General features: G+C 36.7%; 21 protein-coding genes. 15 read left to right on the top strand and 6 right to left on the bottom strand.

Annotated elements, in window-relative coordinates; translation table 11 throughout:
* Window positions 1-86: 86 nt before the first annotated feature.
* From CLV90_RS01120 to CLV90_RS01105, 4 genes are all read right to left on the bottom strand, one after another.
* Window positions 87-1,076, bottom strand: a complete 990-nt coding sequence (locus tag CLV90_RS01120) for an aspartate-semialdehyde dehydrogenase (RefSeq protein ID WP_133685687.1) — start codon at window positions 1,074-1,076, stop codon at window positions 87-89.
* Window positions 1,077-1,318: 242 nt separating this feature from the next.
* Entirely contained in the window at window positions 1,319-1,720 is a 402-nt protein-coding gene (gene mscL / locus CLV90_RS01115; protein ID WP_133685686.1) for a large conductance mechanosensitive channel protein MscL, read from the bottom strand.
* Between the two features lie 86 nt (window positions 1,721-1,806).
* Window positions 1,807-2,913: an alanine racemase gene (alr, locus tag CLV90_RS01110; protein ID WP_133685685.1), complete on the bottom strand. Its 1,107-nt coding sequence runs from the start codon at window positions 2,911-2,913 to the stop codon at window positions 1,807-1,809.
* On the bottom strand, window positions 2,906-3,550 hold the full coding sequence (locus CLV90_RS01105; protein ID WP_133685684.1) for a thymidine kinase: 645 nt from the start codon (window positions 3,548-3,550) through the stop codon (window positions 2,906-2,908). The genes alr and CLV90_RS01105 overlap by 8 nt, the downstream gene beginning before the upstream one ends.
* 104 nt (window positions 3,551-3,654) lie before the next feature.
* Here CLV90_RS01105 and CLV90_RS01100 point away from each other — a divergent pair, with 104 nt between their 5' ends.
* From CLV90_RS01100 to CLV90_RS01035, 15 genes are all read left to right on the top strand, one after another.
* Window positions 3,655-4,347: a hypothetical protein gene (locus tag CLV90_RS01100; protein ID WP_133685683.1), complete on the top strand. Its 693-nt coding sequence runs from the start codon at window positions 3,655-3,657 to the stop codon at window positions 4,345-4,347.
* 155 nt (window positions 4,348-4,502) lie between these two features.
* The gene (gene rsmI / locus CLV90_RS01095) at window positions 4,503-5,174 is read left to right on the top strand and encodes a 16S rRNA (cytidine(1402)-2'-O)-methyltransferase (RefSeq protein WP_133685682.1); all 672 of its coding nucleotides are present in this window, start codon (window positions 4,503-4,505) and stop codon (window positions 5,172-5,174) included.
* Window positions 5,175-5,279: 105 nt separating this feature from the next.
* The gene (locus tag CLV90_RS01090) at window positions 5,280-5,651 is read left to right on the top strand and encodes a hypothetical protein (RefSeq protein ID WP_133685681.1); all 372 of its coding nucleotides are present in this window, start codon (window positions 5,280-5,282) and stop codon (window positions 5,649-5,651) included.
* A 229-nt stretch (window positions 5,652-5,880) separates the two neighbouring features.
* A complete protein-coding gene (locus CLV90_RS01085; protein ID WP_133685680.1) occupies window positions 5,881-6,687 on the top strand; it encodes an MbnP family protein in 807 nt (268 codons plus the stop codon).
* Window positions 6,688-6,737: 50 nt separating this feature from the next.
* Window positions 6,738-7,778 (top strand): cytochrome-c peroxidase, encoded by a 1,041-nt coding sequence (locus tag CLV90_RS01080; RefSeq protein ID WP_133685679.1) that lies wholly within the window; start codon window positions 6,738-6,740, stop codon window positions 7,776-7,778.
* A gap of 3 nt (window positions 7,779-7,781) precedes the next feature.
* The gene (locus CLV90_RS01075) at window positions 7,782-8,750 is read left to right on the top strand and encodes a transporter family protein (protein WP_133685678.1); all 969 of its coding nucleotides are present in this window, start codon (window positions 7,782-7,784) and stop codon (window positions 8,748-8,750) included.
* Window positions 8,751-8,784: 34 nt separating this feature from the next.
* Window positions 8,785-9,129 carry a HopJ type III effector protein gene (locus CLV90_RS01070; protein ID WP_133685677.1) on the top strand — a complete coding sequence of 115 codons (345 nt, stop codon included), beginning with the start codon at window positions 8,785-8,787 and terminating at the stop codon, window positions 9,127-9,129.
* Between the two features lie 51 nt (window positions 9,130-9,180).
* Window positions 9,181-9,753: a uracil-DNA glycosylase family protein gene (locus tag CLV90_RS01065; protein ID WP_133685676.1), complete on the top strand. Its 573-nt coding sequence runs from the start codon at window positions 9,181-9,183 to the stop codon at window positions 9,751-9,753.
* A gap of 62 nt (window positions 9,754-9,815) precedes the next feature.
* Window positions 9,816-10,388: a uracil-DNA glycosylase family protein gene (locus CLV90_RS01060; RefSeq protein ID WP_133685675.1), complete on the top strand. Its 573-nt coding sequence runs from the start codon at window positions 9,816-9,818 to the stop codon at window positions 10,386-10,388.
* A gap of 366 nt (window positions 10,389-10,754) precedes the next feature.
* Window positions 10,755-11,183 (top strand): OsmC family protein, encoded by a 429-nt coding sequence (locus CLV90_RS01055; protein WP_133685674.1) that lies wholly within the window; start codon window positions 10,755-10,757, stop codon window positions 11,181-11,183.
* A 200-nt stretch (window positions 11,184-11,383) separates the two neighbouring features.
* Complete coding sequence (gene recJ, locus CLV90_RS01050; protein WP_133685673.1) at window positions 11,384-13,072, top strand: single-stranded-DNA-specific exonuclease RecJ; 1,689 nt, start codon at window positions 11,384-11,386, stop codon at window positions 13,070-13,072.
* The gene (locus tag CLV90_RS19395) at window positions 13,069-13,260 is read left to right on the top strand and encodes a VOC family protein (RefSeq protein WP_243835236.1); all 192 of its coding nucleotides are present in this window, start codon (window positions 13,069-13,071) and stop codon (window positions 13,258-13,260) included. Before recJ ends, CLV90_RS19395 begins: the two co-directional genes overlap by 4 nt.
* A gap of 31 nt (window positions 13,261-13,291) precedes the next feature.
* A complete protein-coding gene (locus CLV90_RS19390) occupies window positions 13,292-13,447 on the top strand; it encodes a VOC family protein (RefSeq protein WP_243835235.1) in 156 nt (51 codons plus the stop codon).
* A gap of 62 nt (window positions 13,448-13,509) precedes the next feature.
* A complete protein-coding gene (locus CLV90_RS01040; protein WP_133685672.1) occupies window positions 13,510-13,872 on the top strand; it encodes a hypothetical protein in 363 nt (120 codons plus the stop codon).
* A 104-nt stretch (window positions 13,873-13,976) separates the two neighbouring features.
* Window positions 13,977-15,239: an MFS transporter gene (locus tag CLV90_RS01035; RefSeq protein ID WP_133685671.1), complete on the top strand. Its 1,263-nt coding sequence runs from the start codon at window positions 13,977-13,979 to the stop codon at window positions 15,237-15,239.
* A 637-nt stretch (window positions 15,240-15,876) separates the two neighbouring features.
* Here the strand turns inward: CLV90_RS01035 and CLV90_RS01030 are convergent.
* Complete coding sequence (locus CLV90_RS01030) at window positions 15,877-16,641, bottom strand: UDP-2,3-diacylglucosamine diphosphatase (RefSeq protein WP_133685670.1); 765 nt, start codon at window positions 16,639-16,641, stop codon at window positions 15,877-15,879.
* A gap of 83 nt (window positions 16,642-16,724) precedes the next feature.
* A complete protein-coding gene (locus CLV90_RS01025) occupies window positions 16,725-17,711 on the bottom strand; it encodes an endonuclease/exonuclease/phosphatase family protein (protein WP_133685669.1) in 987 nt (328 codons plus the stop codon).
* Window positions 17,712-17,717 lie beyond the last annotated feature (6 nt).

Below are 17,717 nucleotides of genomic sequence, written 5' to 3'. Positions count from 1 at the left end.
GAGTAGTTCAGTTTGCACTAAATTACCATAAAAAAACCTTCAAAACAGTTAAGTTTTGAAGGTTTTAACGTTGTAAAGGGTATAAATTAAACTAGGCCTTTTTCTACTAGGTATTCTGAAATTTGAACAGCGTTTGTTGCTGCACCTTTTCTAAGGTTATCGGCAACAATCCACATATTTAATGTATTTCTTTGCGTTTCATCTCTACGTATACGACCAACAAAAACCTCATCTTTATCATGAGCATATATTGGCATTGGGTAGGTATTCGTATCAGGATTATCTTGAACAGTTACACCTGGCATTTCATTTAAGAGACGACGGACTTCATTTAGCTCAAAATCATTTTCGAACTCTACGTTTACAGATTCTGAATGTCCGCCAGCAGTAGGTATACGAACCGCAGTAGCGCTAATAGAAAATGTACGGTCATCTAGAATTTTCTGCGGTTCGCGCGCCAATTTCATTTCTTCTTTAGTGTATCCATTTTCCATGAAAACATCGCAATGTGGTAATGCGTTTCTACCGATTGGGTAAGGGTATGCCATTTCGCCTTGTACACCTGCAATTTCATTTTCTAGTTGCTTAACTGCTTTTACCCCGGTACCGGAAACCGACTGATAGGTAGAAACAACAACACGTTTCATTTTGTATTTCTTGTGTAATGGGTATAATGCCATTACTAACTGAATAGTAGAGCAATTAGGGTTTGCTATAATTTTATCTTCAGCAGTAAGCTCGCGAGCATTGATCTCAGGAACAATCAGTTTTTTGGTCGGATCCATTCTCCAGGCAGATGAGTTGTCCACTACGCTAGTACCAACTTCTGCAAATTTCGGAGCCCATTCTAAAGAGGTGTCACCACCTGCAGAGAATATGGCAATATTCGGTCTTGCGGCTACAGCATCTGCCAAGCCTATAATTGTATGTTCTTTTCCTTTATAGGTCATTTTTTTACCTACGGATCGTTCAGAGGCAACTAATAATAACTCCGTTAACGGAAAATTACGTTCTGCCAATACTTTCAACATTACTTCGCCAACCATGCCTGTGGCACCAATTACAGCTACTTTCATTTGTAAAACAATTATATTAAACGGCAAAAATAAGTAATACTGGTACTTGCGCAAGTAAAAAAGAAAAGAATAATCAAAATATAACAAATTGTTTAAATTATAACAATTGTTTATTTAGGAGTAATTTGGAAAGTGTGCTATAAAAAAGAACCGTCAACAATGTTAGCGTAACAAAGTTGACGGTTTTAATTAATGTAAGTTGCAGTGCAACGGTACCCTATTATAATAGGGAGTATTTTAGATTACTTTTTTAAAGCATCTCTTATTTCTGCTAATAACTCTTCTGCAGTTGGTCCTGCTGGTGCAGCTGGAGCTGGAGGAGTTTTAGTTTTGTTATAAGCTTTAACAATGATAAACATTACGAATCCAACAATAAGAAGGTTAACGATAGCATTTACCCATGCACCCCAACGGATAGCATTTTCTGGCTTAGCAATTACGCCATCAGCACCAACAACAGCTTCATCTAATACGATTTTCAAATCAGCGAAATCAACTCCACCTGCGAAGTGACCTACGATTGGCATGATGATATCAGCAACAAATCCGTTTACTACTAATCCTACTGCTCCAGCTAAAATAACTGCTACAGCAAAATCGATGACGTTACCCGTCAAAATAAAATTCTTGAATTCTTTTAACATGTGTTCTTAATTTTTTATTAATGGTTAAATTTAAAAAGTAACGCAATTTACTAAAAAAAACGATTCCTTAATAAAATGTTAAGAAATCAATTTTTAATAATTCGCTTAATGCGTTGGGAAAGTCCCGTAAGTATTTCATAGGTTATGGTTTGGGCAGTTTCTGCAAATTCATTTGCTGACAGGTTTTTTCCAAAAATTTCAACTTCATCACCTTCTTCACATTCAATGTTGGTGACATCGACCATAATCATATCCATACAGACATTTCCAATAATTGGAGCTAGTTTTCCGTGTATACTAACATATGTTTTTCCATGACCATATTCTCTACCAATACCATCTGCATGACCTAAAGGCAATGTAGCTGTCACGGTTTTGTGATCAGCTTTGTATTTCCGATTGTAGCCAACAGATTCACCTGTAGGTATAGTATGTTTTTGAGAAATGATTGTTTTTAAGGTCATTATAGGTTGCAATTCTGCATCTATATGTGGTTCGTTACCATAACCGTAAAGTCCTATGCCGCTTCTAACCATATCATATTGTGCATGTGGGTAGTTTATAATACCCGAGGTATTGAGCACATGCTTTAAAGTCTTGGTTTTAAAAAGTGTATCTGCCTTTTTGCAAATAGCATCAAACCGAGATAATTGAAGGTTGGTGAAGTCGGTTTCATTAGCATCTTCTGTGGCGGCCAAATGTGATAACAGCGCAATTACCTGAACTACTTTTTGTTGATTAATAATAGTAGATATTTCAGGCAATTCATCCGCAGAAATTCCTAATCTATTAAGTCCCGTATTAAATTTTAAATGAATAGGATAATCTGTCTTACCTAGTTCTTTGGCTGTTGAAATGAAATCCGATAAAATGGTTTTGGAATATATGCTTGGCTCAAGATTATTTTCAATGAGCGTTTTAAAATGAGTTTTCTGAGGGTGAAGCACTAAAATAGGAGCGCTAATACCACCTTCTCTAAGTGTTATGCCTTCATTTACATAAGCCACGGCGAAATAGTCGATACCTAAATTTTGAAGGTATATGGCAATAGCGACGGCATCACTACCATAGGCATACGCCTTTACCACCGCCATAAATTTTGTTTCGGGTTTTATTTTAGAGCGCAAATAAGAGTAGTTATGACCAAGAGCCTTTAGGTCAATTTCTAAAACGGTCTCCTCTGCCTTAGCCATTTTGCTTCTTTTTGAGGGTGTTGATTTCCTCAGATTTTACATCCATCGTTTTCACTTGTTCTTTAAGCATGGCTTTATAATATGCACCTCTACTTAAGGGTTCATATTCATTTACTTCGCCCAACATGACCAATTTATCGTTATTTGATTTCCTAAAACTATAATTTGCCAAGTTGCCTGTGCGTGTGCAAATGGCGTGTACTTTGGTAACATATTCTGCTGTAGCCATAAGAGCAGGCATTGGTCCGAAGGGTTTTCCTTTAAAGTCCATATCTAGTCCGGCAATTATAACTCTAACACCTTTGTTTGCTAGGTCATTACAAACGGTAACTATTTCATCGTCAAAAAATTGGGCTTCATCAATACCGATAACATCGCAGGTATCTGCAAGAATACGAATATTGGCAGCTGCGGGTACTGGCGTAGAACGAATTTCGTTGGCATCATGCGATACCACCATTTCATCATCATAACGGGTATCTACCATAGGTTTAAAAATCTCCACCTTTAATTTGGCGAACTGCGCTCTTTTGAGTCTACGGATCAATTCTTCTGTCTTTCCAGAAAACATAGACCCGGCAATGACTTCTATCCAGCCGAATTGTTCTTTAGGATTAACTGTGTTTTCAAGAAACATTTTGTAATTTTAGACGAAAATAATCGGTTTTTCGTTTATTATTTAAGAATGATAAAGGTATTTAAAAAACCCGCTATTTAGGTCTTTACCATAAAAATTGTGAGATGAAAAATAAGTTGAAACTGGAATTGAGAAAGTTATCTACAGAAATTTTGACTGCTGATAATTTAGATGATGTAACAAAATTGTATGAGGTTTCTAAAAACCTTTACGAAAAACTCGCTGTGCTTAAGTTTATTGAAGTAGAACTCAATGATATGCAAGTTGATGTTTCTAAAAATGCTATTGCGGCAAAATTTGAAGAAATGGCGAATGCCGTAATGAAAGGAAATACAGGCGTGCCAGAGAGCAATCCGCATGAAGAGGATATTATCAAGTACCCTGGGATGGAAACTATAAAAGGATTTGTTTCTGAAATGCCAGATAATAATCAATTAGAAGATGTATTGGCAGAATTTATGTCAACACCGAATCTAATGAAAAATGATAAGGAGCTTTTTATGCCTTCAAAAGAAGACCTAAAACAGACCGATGCATCGCCAAAATCATTAAATGACCGTTTAGCAAAAAGTAATGTAAAAGTAGATTTGAACGATCGCTTGGCATTTGTAAAACATTTGTTCAATGATAACATGGAAGATTACAACCGTGTGCTATCTCAGTTAAATACTATTGATACCGAAGAACGCTCGATTTCATTTATAAAAAATATGGTAAAGCCAGATTATAATAATTGGGCAGGTAAAGAACCATATGAAGAAAGATTCATTGAATTGGTATCTCGTAGATTCTCCTAAATAATATAAGATTTGTATCAAAAACCCAGCACCTGTATTGGGTCATTTACGCGATAATAGAGATTTAAATACACTTACGTTTGCGTCATAATCTAAATTAAATTTTCAAATCAATCCCTCGAGAGCCTGCCTTGAGGTTTTTTACTTTAAAACACATGGGAAAGCTTTATTTAGTACCTACACCGATTGGAAATTTGGAGGATATGACCTTAAGGGCCATTCGTATTCTTAAAGAGGTTGATTTAATACTTGCTGAAGACACACGTACTAGTGGAAAATTATTGCATCATTTCGAGATTGGCACGCAGATGAAAAGTCACCATATGCACAACGAGCATAATATGGTAGACTATTTAGTAGGAAAGCTAAAAGGAGGTGAGAATATCGCCTTGATTTCAGATGCAGGTACACCAGCAATTTCTGACCCAGGTTTTCTTTTAACTCGTGCCTGTGTAGAAGCGGGTATTGAGGTCGAATGCTTACCAGGGGCAACAGCATTTGTACCGGCATTGGTCAATAGTGGCTTGCCTAATGACAAGTTTGTTTTTGAGGGATTTTTACCTGTCAAGAAAGGAAGACAGACACGATTAAAATTGTTGGCAGAAGAACCACGTACCATTATCTTTTATGAATCTCCACATAAGTTACTAAAGACCTTGGGCAATTTTGTGGAATATTTTGGGGCAGAAAGACCTATTTCCGTTTCAAGGGAACTGACCAAACTCTACGAAGAAACAGTCCGTGGAACTGCAGAGGAAGTTTTAAAACACTTTACCGAGAAACCACCAAAAGGGGAAATTGTAATTGTTGTTGGGGGTAATAAGTAGAAACTTCTAAAATTCTACAACAGTTTCATATTCCTATAACTCAAGTGTTAATTTGAAGAAATGTTTAAGAATATTTCAAAATCAGAATTATCTTCGTGCCGATTAATGAAAAAAATTCTCACATATACATTTATATTGTTATACCTCACAGCGATGGTAAAACCGGTGTTGCCTGTATTGGAGTATGTAATTAATCAAGATTACATTGCTGAGGTTTTGTGTATCAATAAAGATAAACCGATGCTTAATTGTGATGGTAAATGCTACCTGTCACAAATGATAAAAAAGCAGCAACAAGAAGATCATCAAGACATTCCTTCTGCTGACCTTCGTGAATATCCTATTGGTTTTGTAAGTATTCTCGATTGTAATTTTCAAAATACAATAGTTGAAACAAAAGTGGTTTCAATACATCCAAGTTTAAACGAACAACAGTTTATATCGGCTGTTTTTCATCCGCCTAACTTCTTATCTTAAATACAACTTAGCATACGTATGCCTTTTTTGAAAAGGTATATGCTATTGTACATTTTACCGCGACACAAAATCTGTAGTCGTGTACACAATCATTTATTTTAAATCATGCCTAAGAAATTGTCATTAGGTAAAACCATTACATAAACTAAGGTGTAGTGCGTGGTAATACTTTTGGTAAAACCAGAGGTATAGCTTCACGAACTATATCCAATAATTAATACATCAACATATGAAATCTATATATAAAATATTTACAGTGACTCTAATATTAAGCGTATTCGCTAGCTGCAGTAGCGATGATGATGATGGTAGTACAGAACTAATGGGAGAAAACAGTGTAACCCTAGAGTTCGATAATAGTGTAGGATCAGACGATTTACTATTGGCAACTTCTAGTTATACCAACTCGCAAAACGAAACTTTAACCATTACCAGGTTAAATTACATTGTAAGTAACTTCAGTTTAACCAATGATGCAGGTGAAGTATTTACTTATGATAAAGATGACAGCTATTTTGTTACAAGTGAAGAAACAGGTAGTACAGAGGTAGTGCTAGAGAATATACCAGCAGGCACGTATGTATCTGTAACTTTTGGTATAGGCGTAGACCAAGAAAAATATCTTCAAGGTGCAGAAGGTCAGGGCGATTTTTTAACCGTAGCAGAAGAGACCAATATGATGTGGTCATGGCAAGCGGGCTACAAGTTTTTAAATTTTGAAGGCACTTTTACTTCAGAAACAGTAACAGAAGCAACAGACTTTAAAGTACACATGGGAAGCCACGGTTCTAGCTTAGATAACTACAAAGAAGTAACCTTGAGTTTGGGTACAGATGCTTTGGTAAGCGATGAAATGTCACCTATAATTCATTTGGTAGCAGATGCCAATGCCATTTTAGACGGAGAGAATAAATTGTCTTTGACTGAGCAGTCGGTTATAATGGTGAGCGAAGAAAAGTCTCCAAAAGTTGCCTTGAACACAGCAAGTATGTTCTCTGTAGACCATGTACATAACGGTTCAGAACATTCACACTAAATTAATCAGGGTCGCTCTTTTTGGGCGACCCTATTTTAAAACTATAACAGATGAAATATCTATTTTGGGTATTACTGTCCGTGTTTTTGGTGTCTTGCAACGAAGATGATGCTTATGTAGCTATTGAGAATACTTTTTTAACGGTAGACGTTCCTGAAAATTTTCCTGAGTTGGCGTACGATATAGAAGCAAATCCGCCAACACAATTGGGTTTTGAGCTGGGTAAGAAATTATTCTATGATGGTAAACTATCCTCATCCGGATTTATCTCTTGCGGCTTTTGTCACGAGCAGAGTTCTGCTTTTACGCATCACGGACATCAATTTAGTCACGGTGTAAATGATTTGGAGGGTACAAGAAATACGCCTACCATATCTAATATGGCATTCTTTACTGAATTTGCTTGGGATGGTGCTACATCTCATTTAGACCTCTTTCCAATAATTCCTATCACTAATGAAGTGGAGATGGGTGAAACCATGACCGGTGTCATCAACAAACTCATAGCCGATGCCGAGTATCAAAAAGAATTTGAGATGTCTTTTGAAGAAGGCGGTGTAAATGCAGAGAATTTTTTAAAAGCGATATCTCAGTTTATGGTTATGATGATTTCTTCAAATAGTAAATACGATAAGTATGTTCGCAATGAAGAAGGGGGTCAATTGACAGAAACTGAAGCCTATGGTTTATCGGTTTTTCAGCAAAAGTGTGCTTCATGCCACGCTACAGATTTATTTACAGATGGCAGTTTTAGAAACAATGGTTTACCGCCCAATCCACAATTAAATGATATTGGTAGAGCAGAGGTAAGCGGTAGCGATAGTGACAACTATAAATTTAAAGTACCTAGTTTAAGAAACGTATCATTGACCGCGCCCTACATGCATGATGGCAGGTTCGGTAGTTTAGAATCTGTATTAAATTTCTACACCAATGGTATGATTGCATCAGAAACGTTAGATGATTCTTTGCAAACCGAAGACGGATTAGGAATTGCCTTAAACGACGAAGAAAAAGAGGGATTATTAGCCTTTTTTGAAATTTTGACGGATGACACTTTTATAAATGACGAACGATTTTCAGAATATTAAAATATGAACAAGATTATAATAATATTGATGCTTGGCGGATTTTTTACTGCCCAAGCAAACGATTTTCCAGAAGAAACAACCGAGTGTATCTGGAAAAATACCGCATATGAATATTTCTGCGATACCTGTGGGTGTGGTGGCAATGGAGGAAGTATGGGTTTTGGAACCGGATTGAATAATAACTTTGTAGGGCTTAGATATATTGGTCAGAAGTACCGTTCTCGCGATGGTATTTTTGATAATTCCCCATGGATAAATGAAAACTTTAACACCGTACAGGCGTGGGGAAAATTTCCTATCGGAAATCGCTTTTTGGTAAATGCCTTGCTTCCGTATCATTCGCATAACAGAACATTTGCCGATAATACAGAGCAGACTATAAATGGTATTGGAGATGCCACAGTTTTGGCATATTACAATGTACTGCGCCAAACCCCTGATAGTGTAATTTCCATTAAACCACAACACGCCTTACAAATTGGTGGTGGTGTAAAAATGCCCACCGGTAGTTTTGATGCTGCGAATATTGAAGGCAGTGTCAACCCAAGTTTTCAATTAGGTACTGGCAGTTGGGATTATATTTTAGCGGCGAATTATGGGATCACCCATAGAAATTGGGGTTTATCTGCCTTATTGAATTATACCATAAAGACAGAGAATAGCAAAAACTACTTGTTCGGTAATCAATGGAATGTGGCGTTGAACACTTATAAGACTTATTACCTTTCTCCGTCAGTGTCGCTTACACCGCAAATAGGTTTGGGAGGAGAGATTTTTGAAAAAAATCAAGAGTTTAGTCTTACTGTGCCAGATACAGGTGGCGAAGTGTATTTTGCCCGTTTTGGTGTAGAAGCTAATTATAATAGGTACGCATTAGGCATTTCTAGTATGTTGCCTATATCTCAAAATTTGAATAAAGGTAAAGTAGAAGTAAAAAATAGGGTTTCGTTATATTTGAATATCAATATTTAAGAAATAACCATATTTAAGTCCAAAACCAGTAACGATGACATTAGCAGAGTTCAAGAATAAACTGAAGACCACACCGAAAGAAATAAATTTTTCTGACACCATGGTTGCGATTGATTCTAAATATAGTTTTACACCAACGGCATATACTAACGGTAATGTAAGTAATGAAGTTGGTCAAAATTCCGGGTCTTGTAAGCTATTCTCATTTGCTATTAAAGAAGGACTTTCAAAAGAAGAAACGTTGGCTTGTTTTGGTCAGTACTATTTTGATGAGGTTTTGCTTGACTTAAAAGGCACTTCGCATCAGAATATTAGAAACTTTATAGAAACGGGTTTTGAAGGTTTGTCATTTGAAGGAGAAGCATTAAAGTTGCTTTAGAACTATTCGTCATTAATTTCTAATGGTATTGGGATAAATTAGATATCAACCATGCAAGAATTATTAGCAGAAATAAGAGGTTGTACGGTTTGTAAGGCGCACTTGCCTTTAGAGCCCAGACCTATTGTTGCAGGTACTATTAATTCTAAAATTATATTGGTAAGTCAGGCACCAGGTAGAAAAGCCCATGTAGAAAACAAAGCTTGGGACGACCCCAGTGGTAAAAAACTTCGCGAATGGCTGGGTGTAAATGAGGAAGTCTTTTACAACCCTGATAATTTTGCGGTATTGCCCATGGGATTCTGTTATCCTGGTAAAGGCAAAACAGGCGACTTACCACCTAGAAAAGAATGCGCCCCATTGTGGCATTCGCAAGTATGGGAAGAATTTAAAAACGTAAAGCTTATACTGCTTATCGGTAAATATTCACAAGACCAATATCTAGGTAAACAAGCAAAAAAGAACCTGACCGAAAACGTTTTGCATTACAAAGAATATCTACCAAAATATTTTCTTCTTCCTCACCCATCGCCAGTAAATCGTTTTTGGAGAAGTAAGAATCCGTGGTTCGAAGAAGATGTCGTTGGGGAGCTGCAGGGATTAGTGGCTAAGATTTTGAAGTAGTTATTCGTCATTGCGTCCCTTTTTGTAATCGTTAGAGGCATAAATTATACATCAATTACGCCATGCAAGAATTATTAGCTGAAATAAGAGGTTGCGAGGTTTGTAAGGCACATTTGCCATTAGAACCACGACCAATTGTTGCGGGTACTAACAATTCTAAAATTATATTGGTAAGTCAGGCACCAGGCAGAAAAGCACATGTTGAAAATAAGGCTTGGGATGATCCAAGTGGTAAAAAACTTAGAGAATGGCTGGGTGTAAATGAGGATGTCTTTTACAACCCTGATAATTTTGCAGTATTGCCCATGGGGTTTTGTTATCCTGGTAAGGGAAAGACTGGCGATTTACCACCCAGAAAAGAATGTGCCCCATTGTGGCATTCGCAAGTATGGGAAGAATTCAAAAACGTAAAGCTTATTCTGCTTATCGGTAAATATTCACAAGACCAATATTTAGGGAAACAAGCAAAAAAGAACCTGACCGAAAACGTTTTGCACTACAAAGAATACCTGCCAAAATATTTTCTTTTGCCACACCCATCGCCAGTAAATCATTTTTGGCGAAGCAAGAATCCGTGGTTCGAAGAAGAGGTAGTTGGGGAACTGCAGGAATTGGTTGCTAAGGTTTTGAATTAGTTATTCGTCATTGCGATTCCGATAGCTGTCGGAAGAAGTAATCTGTTTGTTTTAAGTAGGTGTTCCAAATGTTTTCGATACCCTCCTAACCGGCTGGCAGGCATTTTTTAAGTCAATGAAAATATTGATTTAAAAATCAATCTAACTGACAGTAGTGTCAAAGAGAAAATAAGTTTTCAAATAATTGCTCAGTCTTGCACTTTCAATTCGCAATTTTTAATTTCTCCTAACTCCTAACTCCTAACTCCTAACTCCTAACTCCTAACTCCTAACTCCTAACTCCTAACTCCTAACTCCTAACTCCTAACACCTAGAAAAACCACCCTATATTGTTGTATTTTTGTAGTCTACAAAAAACATAAAACTATGAGTACAACAAATCATATTAGCACAAAGTGGTTGGGCAACATGTCCTTTGAAAGTAATAATCCATCAGGGCATTCTTTACGAATAGATATTGCAAAAGAAGACGGTGGTGATGGTAGCGGTTTAAGACCAAAAGCATTAATGTTGTCCTCATTAGCTGGTTGTTCAGGTTTAGATGTTGCTGCATTGATTAAGAAGATGAAATTAGAGGTTGATGAATTTCATATAGAAACAATCGCAAACTTAACAGATGAGCATCCTAAGTTTTATGACAAAGTAGTTATAGAATATCATTTTCATGGCGCAAATTTAGCCGAGAAAAAATTACAAAGAGCAGTAGACCTATCTATTGAAAAATATTGCGGAGTAATGGAGATGTTCAGACAATTTGCCGAGCTAGATATTAAGACTGTTTTTCACAAAAAATAAAACGTCATTGCGATTCCGATAGCAATCGGAAGAAGCAATCTGTTTGTTTGGTACACTTAAGTGAGAGATTGCTTCGTGCCTCGCAAAGACGATATCGATTATACTCTGAACACTGACAACTGATACTGCCAACTGATACTGCCAACTGTTACTGAGAACTGCCAACTGAGCAATTTGAACTTATACTTTAATTTGAAAAAATGCGCTGGACAATTAAACCAAAACCGAAACAAGAAGATATTGATGCTTTAGCCAAAGCGTTAAAGGTCGATGATTTGGTGGCGCAGCTATTGTTGCAAAGAGGAATTTCTACATATGAAGAGGCGAAGGGTTTTTTTCGTCCGCAGTTAGAAGATTTGCATGATCCTTTTCTTATGAAGGACATGGATATTGCCGTAAACAGGATTGAGGAAGCCATTGCCAACGGAGAGAATATTTTGGTGTATGGCGATTATGATGTAGATGGTACTACGGCTGTTGCTTTAATGTCATCGTACCTGTTGAGTTATTACCCGAATGTGGCAACCTATATTCCCGATCGGTATGATGAAGGTTACGGAGTGTCGTTCAAGGGAATCGATTTTGCCGAGGATAACGGATTTACATTGATCGTTGCGTTGGATTGCGGAGTGAAGGCAATCGATAAGGTTGCTTACGCAAAAGAAAAGGGAATCGATTTTATCATTTGTGACCACCATAGACCTGGTACAATATTACCAAGTGCAATTGCGGTTTTAGACCCAAAAAGAGAAGATTGTTCATATCCCTATGATGAGTTATGTGGCTGCGGAGTCGGTTTTAAATTGATTCAGGCATTAGGTTCCCGTAGAGGAGAGACTATTGACGATGTTATCTATTACCTTGATTTAGTGGCAACTGCAATAGGAGCGGATATTGTACCGATAACTGGGGAGAATCGCATACTGGCTTTTTATGGCTTGCAGGTTATCAATCAGCAACCCAGAATCGGTTTTAAAGCTATTATCGATCAAATCAATAAAAAAGAGCTTACCATTACAGACGTGGTTTTCATCATTGCCCCTAGAATTAATGCAGCTGGTAGAATGAAACACGGTCAATATGCAGTAAACTTATTGACGGAAACCAATATAGATCAAGCCATACAATTTGCTGCTGAAATTGAAAAATTCAATACAGATAGAAGAGGACTGGATCAAGAAATTACGATTGAGGCACTAGGGCAAATTCAAGAGAATCAGGAGGAAGAAGGTTTTACTTCTGTAGTTTATAAAGATACTTGGCATAAAGGAGTTATTGGCATAGTTGCATCAAGATTGACGGAAACCTATTATAGACCCACCTTGGTTTTTACTAAAAGTGGTGATAAGTTGGCGGCATCGGCTCGATCGGTCAGAGGCTTTGATGTGTATAATGCCCTAGAAGGTTGTGCAGATTATATTGAGCAGTTTGGCGGGCACAAATATGCCGCAGGATTAACCTTGCTAGAAGAGCAGTATAATAATTTCAAGCATCAGTTTGAGAAAGTGGTGAAAGAGAGTATAGATCCACAGATGTTGATACCTGAAATTACTGTTGATGCTGTAATTGAATTGAAAGATATCACACCTAAGTTAATGCGAATTCTAAAGCAGTTCGCCCCTTTTGGTCCTGGTAATATGTCGCCAATATTTATGGCTGAAGATTTAAAGGATACTGGTTACGCAAAAGGTGTAGGTAAAGAAGAAGCACATTTAAAAGTTTCTGTAGTTCAGCAAGACAGTCATAGAATTGATGGTATCGGCTTTAATATGGGCGATAAACTTTCATTGGTAACCGGTAGAAAACCTTTTAGCGCCGTTTTCTCTATTGATGAAAATGAATGGCAGGGTAATGTGAGTTTGCAATTGAAGCTAAAGGACATTAAATGAGAATAGAGCATATCGCTATTTGGGTCTCAGATTTAGAGGCAATGCGTGCATTTTATGAAACGTATTTTAATGCCGTAGCAGGAGAAAAATATCATAACCATAGGAAAGAATTTACCTCTTACTTTTTAAGTTTTACTGATGGTGCAAGATTAGAACTTATGCATAAGTATTACTGCAACTACAGATAATGAAATAAATACCGGATTCATACATTTTGCCATGTCCGTAGGATCAAAAGAACAAGTAGATTTTTTGACTGAAAAGTTGAGAGAAAACGGATTCACAATTGCCGGTGAGCCTAGAACTACGGGCTATGGCTACTACGAATGTGTCATTCTAGACCCCGAAGGGAATCAAATAGAAATTACGATTTAACAATACTATTTATAATTGTTCTAAATAAGATCTATATATTTATACTAAATATGAAGATTCTTATGAACGATATACATCCTATTTACCAGAATGATTTTGGAATAGCCTTCCAATGGAAAAAAGATAAACCTAGTCAATCCAATAAAGTACAGGTGATTTTCAGGGATATCGGACTATTGCTAAACCAAAGCGAATTACGTCATTTTTCTAAATGTATTGCAGATACTGTAAAAAACGGTAAGGGTAATCTTTGTGGAGATTGTAAAACGAAAGAAACGTGTCGGTCATTATTATTGAACACTCCCGCTCACCAAGTAACATTTGCTGTAAGCTATCAAGAAGCCATTGAGGTAGGAGATTTAATAAATGGTACATTGTTTAAGTTAGAGTTAGATTCCTATTTCGGAGAATTAGGCATTGAATAGCATGCAATAAAATTCTTATTACTTCCATCGATTAATTAGTCACTCAATCGCTTACTGCTCTTTAATTTATTAAATATCTTTGGACTCTATTTAGCGATTGAACTATGAGCGTTAATGACCCCTATGCTGCCTTAAGATTTAAGGAATTCAATATTTTTCTTCTAGTTCGTTTTGCCATGGTTTTTGCTTGGTCTATGCAATTTATTGTTATAGAGTGGCAAGTGTATTCAATGACGAAAGACCCATTATCATTAGGTATCATTGGTTTGATGGAGGTAATACCTGCAGTAGGTATGGCACTTTTTGCAGGGCATATTGTGGATCAAAAAGAAAAGCGAAATCTATTAATGAAGTGTATTTTTGGCTTTTCGGTCATTAGCTTCGGTCTGTTTATGTTAAGTCTGCCTTCTATTTTAGAATCCTATGAAACCAAAGTCATTCTTTACGGAATTTACGCCTTGGTATTCTGTGGCGGATTGGTTCGAGCATTTCTAGGTCCCACCATATTTTCATTAATAGCTTTAATAGTTCCAAAAAAAATATACCCCAATGCTGCTACTTGGAGTAGTACTACCTGGCAAATGGCATCTGTATTAGGTCCCGCATTAGCAGGATTCTCTATTAGTCTTATAGGCGTACATTGGTCTATGTGTGTCATTTTCGGATTTTCCTTATTGGCATTGACCGCACTTTTCAACATTTCTAAAAAACCAATTCTTAATCCTAAAATTGGGGAACCAGTTTTTCAGAGTTTAAAAGAAGGGTTGACATTCGTTTTTAAAACCAGGGCAGTTTTAGGTGCATTGACCCTAGATATGATTGCTGTACTTTTTGGTGGAGCAGTAGCATTGTTGCCCATTTTTGCTCAAGATATATTGCATGTAGGATCGGAAGGCTTCGGCGTATTAAGAGCTGCACCAGCAGTTGGTGCTGCGTTAACCATGTTGGGATCTACTAGATTTCCGCTTCATAAAAATGCAGGTAAAAAATTATTACTCGCCGTATTCGGTTTTGGGGTTTGTATGATCGTATTCGGTTTATCAGCCTATTTCTGGCTGTCTGTTATCGCGTTGTTTTTAAGCGGAGCGGTAGACGGGGTGTCAATGATTATAAGACAAACGATATTACAATTAAAGACTCCCGATAACATGCGTGGGCGAGTAGCTTCTGTAAATTCAATGTTTGTGGGTTCATCAAATGAACTTGGTGCATTTGAAAGCGGAGTAACAGCAAAATTTATGGGTACGGTAACCGCTGTTGTTTTTGGCGGCACCATGACTTTATTAACAGTGGGACTTACGGCAATTGTTTCACCTAAGTTTAGAAAGCTCGATTTACAGAAAGATGTCGACGAGCATGAGAGTTAAAGAAGGTAGTTATAGTTCATAAAAAAAGCCCCTAATTAGGAGCTTTTTTTATTGTAGGTAATGCTTAATGTTTGGGTCATTAAGCGGGGGAACTTGTAGGTAAACTGAAGATTTGGGAATCAACACTTAATCTTAACAACAGTGTAAAGGTATAACCGATTGGTAGTTTACACTAACTTTTGTTGTGAAGTGCTATTTTTAACATGTAAGAAAAGGATTACATGTTGTTTGTTGATATTTTTATCCTGAATAAGTCTAATTTTGTAAAAAAGACATCACAAAAAAAATGTAAATTATTTCCTTTTTCTGAAGTGTAAATGAATAGCATTTTGATTTTTAAAATTTATGGGATTTTCTTAAAATAAAAAATAATAATTGAAGTAAAAAAGCTAAAACAACGAAAAAGCCCCTAAAATAGGGGCTGTTCTTTAAAGTAGGTACACTTAAAATTTGGGTTTTAAGCTGGGGAAACTTGTAGGTAATGTGAAGATTTGGGTCAACACTCAAACTTAATAACACTGTAAAGATATAACGAAGAACTAGTTTTATAAAACTATTGTTGTGAACTGCTCAATTCTTGTTGTAAGAAAAGGATTACATTTCAATTTGTGTATTTCATCGATGTTTTTGATGAAATTTAGCTGAATTCTTTCAGTGAAAGCTGTTGGCCATCGAACTCGGCATAAGTGTAGTAACCGATCCAATCTCCAAGATTGGTATATTTTGAATTTTCTTTTAATTCTATTTCTAAAGCAAGATGTCTATGACCAAAAATGAAATGGTCGTAATGTTGTGTTTCTAATTTTCGTTTGGCATATAGCACCAACCATTCTTTGTCTTCACCTAAAAACTTGGCATCATCATCGCCACTGATCAGTTTGTTGCTAACAGAAAGATGTTTTGCCAAGCGAACGCCAATATCTGGGTGTAGCCATCTAAAAAACCATTTGGCTACGGGGTTGGTAAATATCTTCTTCATCCTTTTAAACCCTTTATCGTCCGGTCCTAATCCGTCACCATGGCCTATGAAAAAAGAAGTTCCGTTAATGGAGTATTGTTGAGGTTTATGGTAAACAGGTATGTTCAGTTCTTCTTCAAAGTAACCGTTCATCCAAAGGTCATGGTTACCTACAAAGTAATGAATTGAGATACCTGCATCAGACAGTTCTGCAAGTTTTCCTAGTGTTCTGGTAAATCCTTTAGGTATAACGGTTTTGTATTCAAACCAAAAATCAAACAAATCGCCCATCAAGAAAATCACTCCTGCATCCGACTTGATCGTGTCTAACCAACGAATAAACTTTAGCTCTCTCACTCTACTTTCTTCCATAGTAGGTGCGCCTAGGTGGTTATCACTAGCAAAATATACTTTTTTTCCTGCGGGAAGTTCAATGTTCGTCATCAGGATGTAAATATAATAACTGTTTTGCGGACCACGGGAATACGCAGGTCAAAATAAGAGCATGCTAGTTTTTAGAGGTGCAATTATACTACGGCATCTTTTTCGTTCAGTACTATTTTTATGGGTAGGTGGTCGCTATAACCCTTGTCGTTAAATGTTGAAGAATTGGGTCTACCGAACTTTACTGGTTTCTGGTAAGATCCAGAAGTAAGCTCAGGGTAGGCAATGATTTCTACGGTACTCAATTTAAAAGGTGATTCTGACTTCTCTGACAAAATACTTTTAGAGATTATAAACTGATCTAACAGATTATACTCATTACCGAATACAAATGTGCCTATTTGAGCATCTAAAAATCGATGCATTACATTATAAAAGTACTTTAGGCGCACTCTATTACTTTTCACCAAAGCTTTGTTATTGATAGCCTTTAAATACGCAGTAATACTTTTGTTGTACGGATTGTCATTGAAATCGCCCATTAATATGATATTGGCATCATCACCCTGCTCTTCGTAGATTCTTTCAATCCAGTACGATAAATTTTCGGCAACCATAATTCTAAATGGTTCGCTTTCGAGTTCACCACCAGATCTAGAAGGCCAATGGTTAAGTACGCATACCAGCTTATTGCCATTAGCAGTGTTTATATGTACTTGAAACAAATCTCTGGTCGTATTTCGTTTTATAATACGTAGACTAAAAGTTTGCTGTTCAGGCCCGTATTTAGTTTTGTCATAAATAAGTGCGGTATCGATACCTCGTTTATCTTCCCCTTCAGAAATCACATAGCCGTAGTTCTTATCAAGTGCCGTGCTCATGGCATCAATAAGTAACTCAATAACATATTCATTTTCTACCTCACAAACTCCCAATAAATCAGGACCTTTACCATCGTTGAATTTTGATATGACTGCAGTTAGGTTCGCAATTTTCTGATCAAGAATAGTAGCATTCCATCCGTCTAGTTCCTTACCTAAATGGTTGTTTAAAAATTCACTTCGTCTAGGCGAATTTTCTACATCGAACAGGTTTTCAAGATTCCACCAGTAAATATGATGCTTTGTCATGTTGTT

The organism is Maribacter spongiicola, assembly GCF_004364165.1.
Classification (GTDB): domain Bacteria; phylum Bacteroidota; class Bacteroidia; order Flavobacteriales; family Flavobacteriaceae; genus Maribacter; species Maribacter spongiicola.
This window is presented reverse-complemented; position numbering and strand designations above follow the sequence as displayed.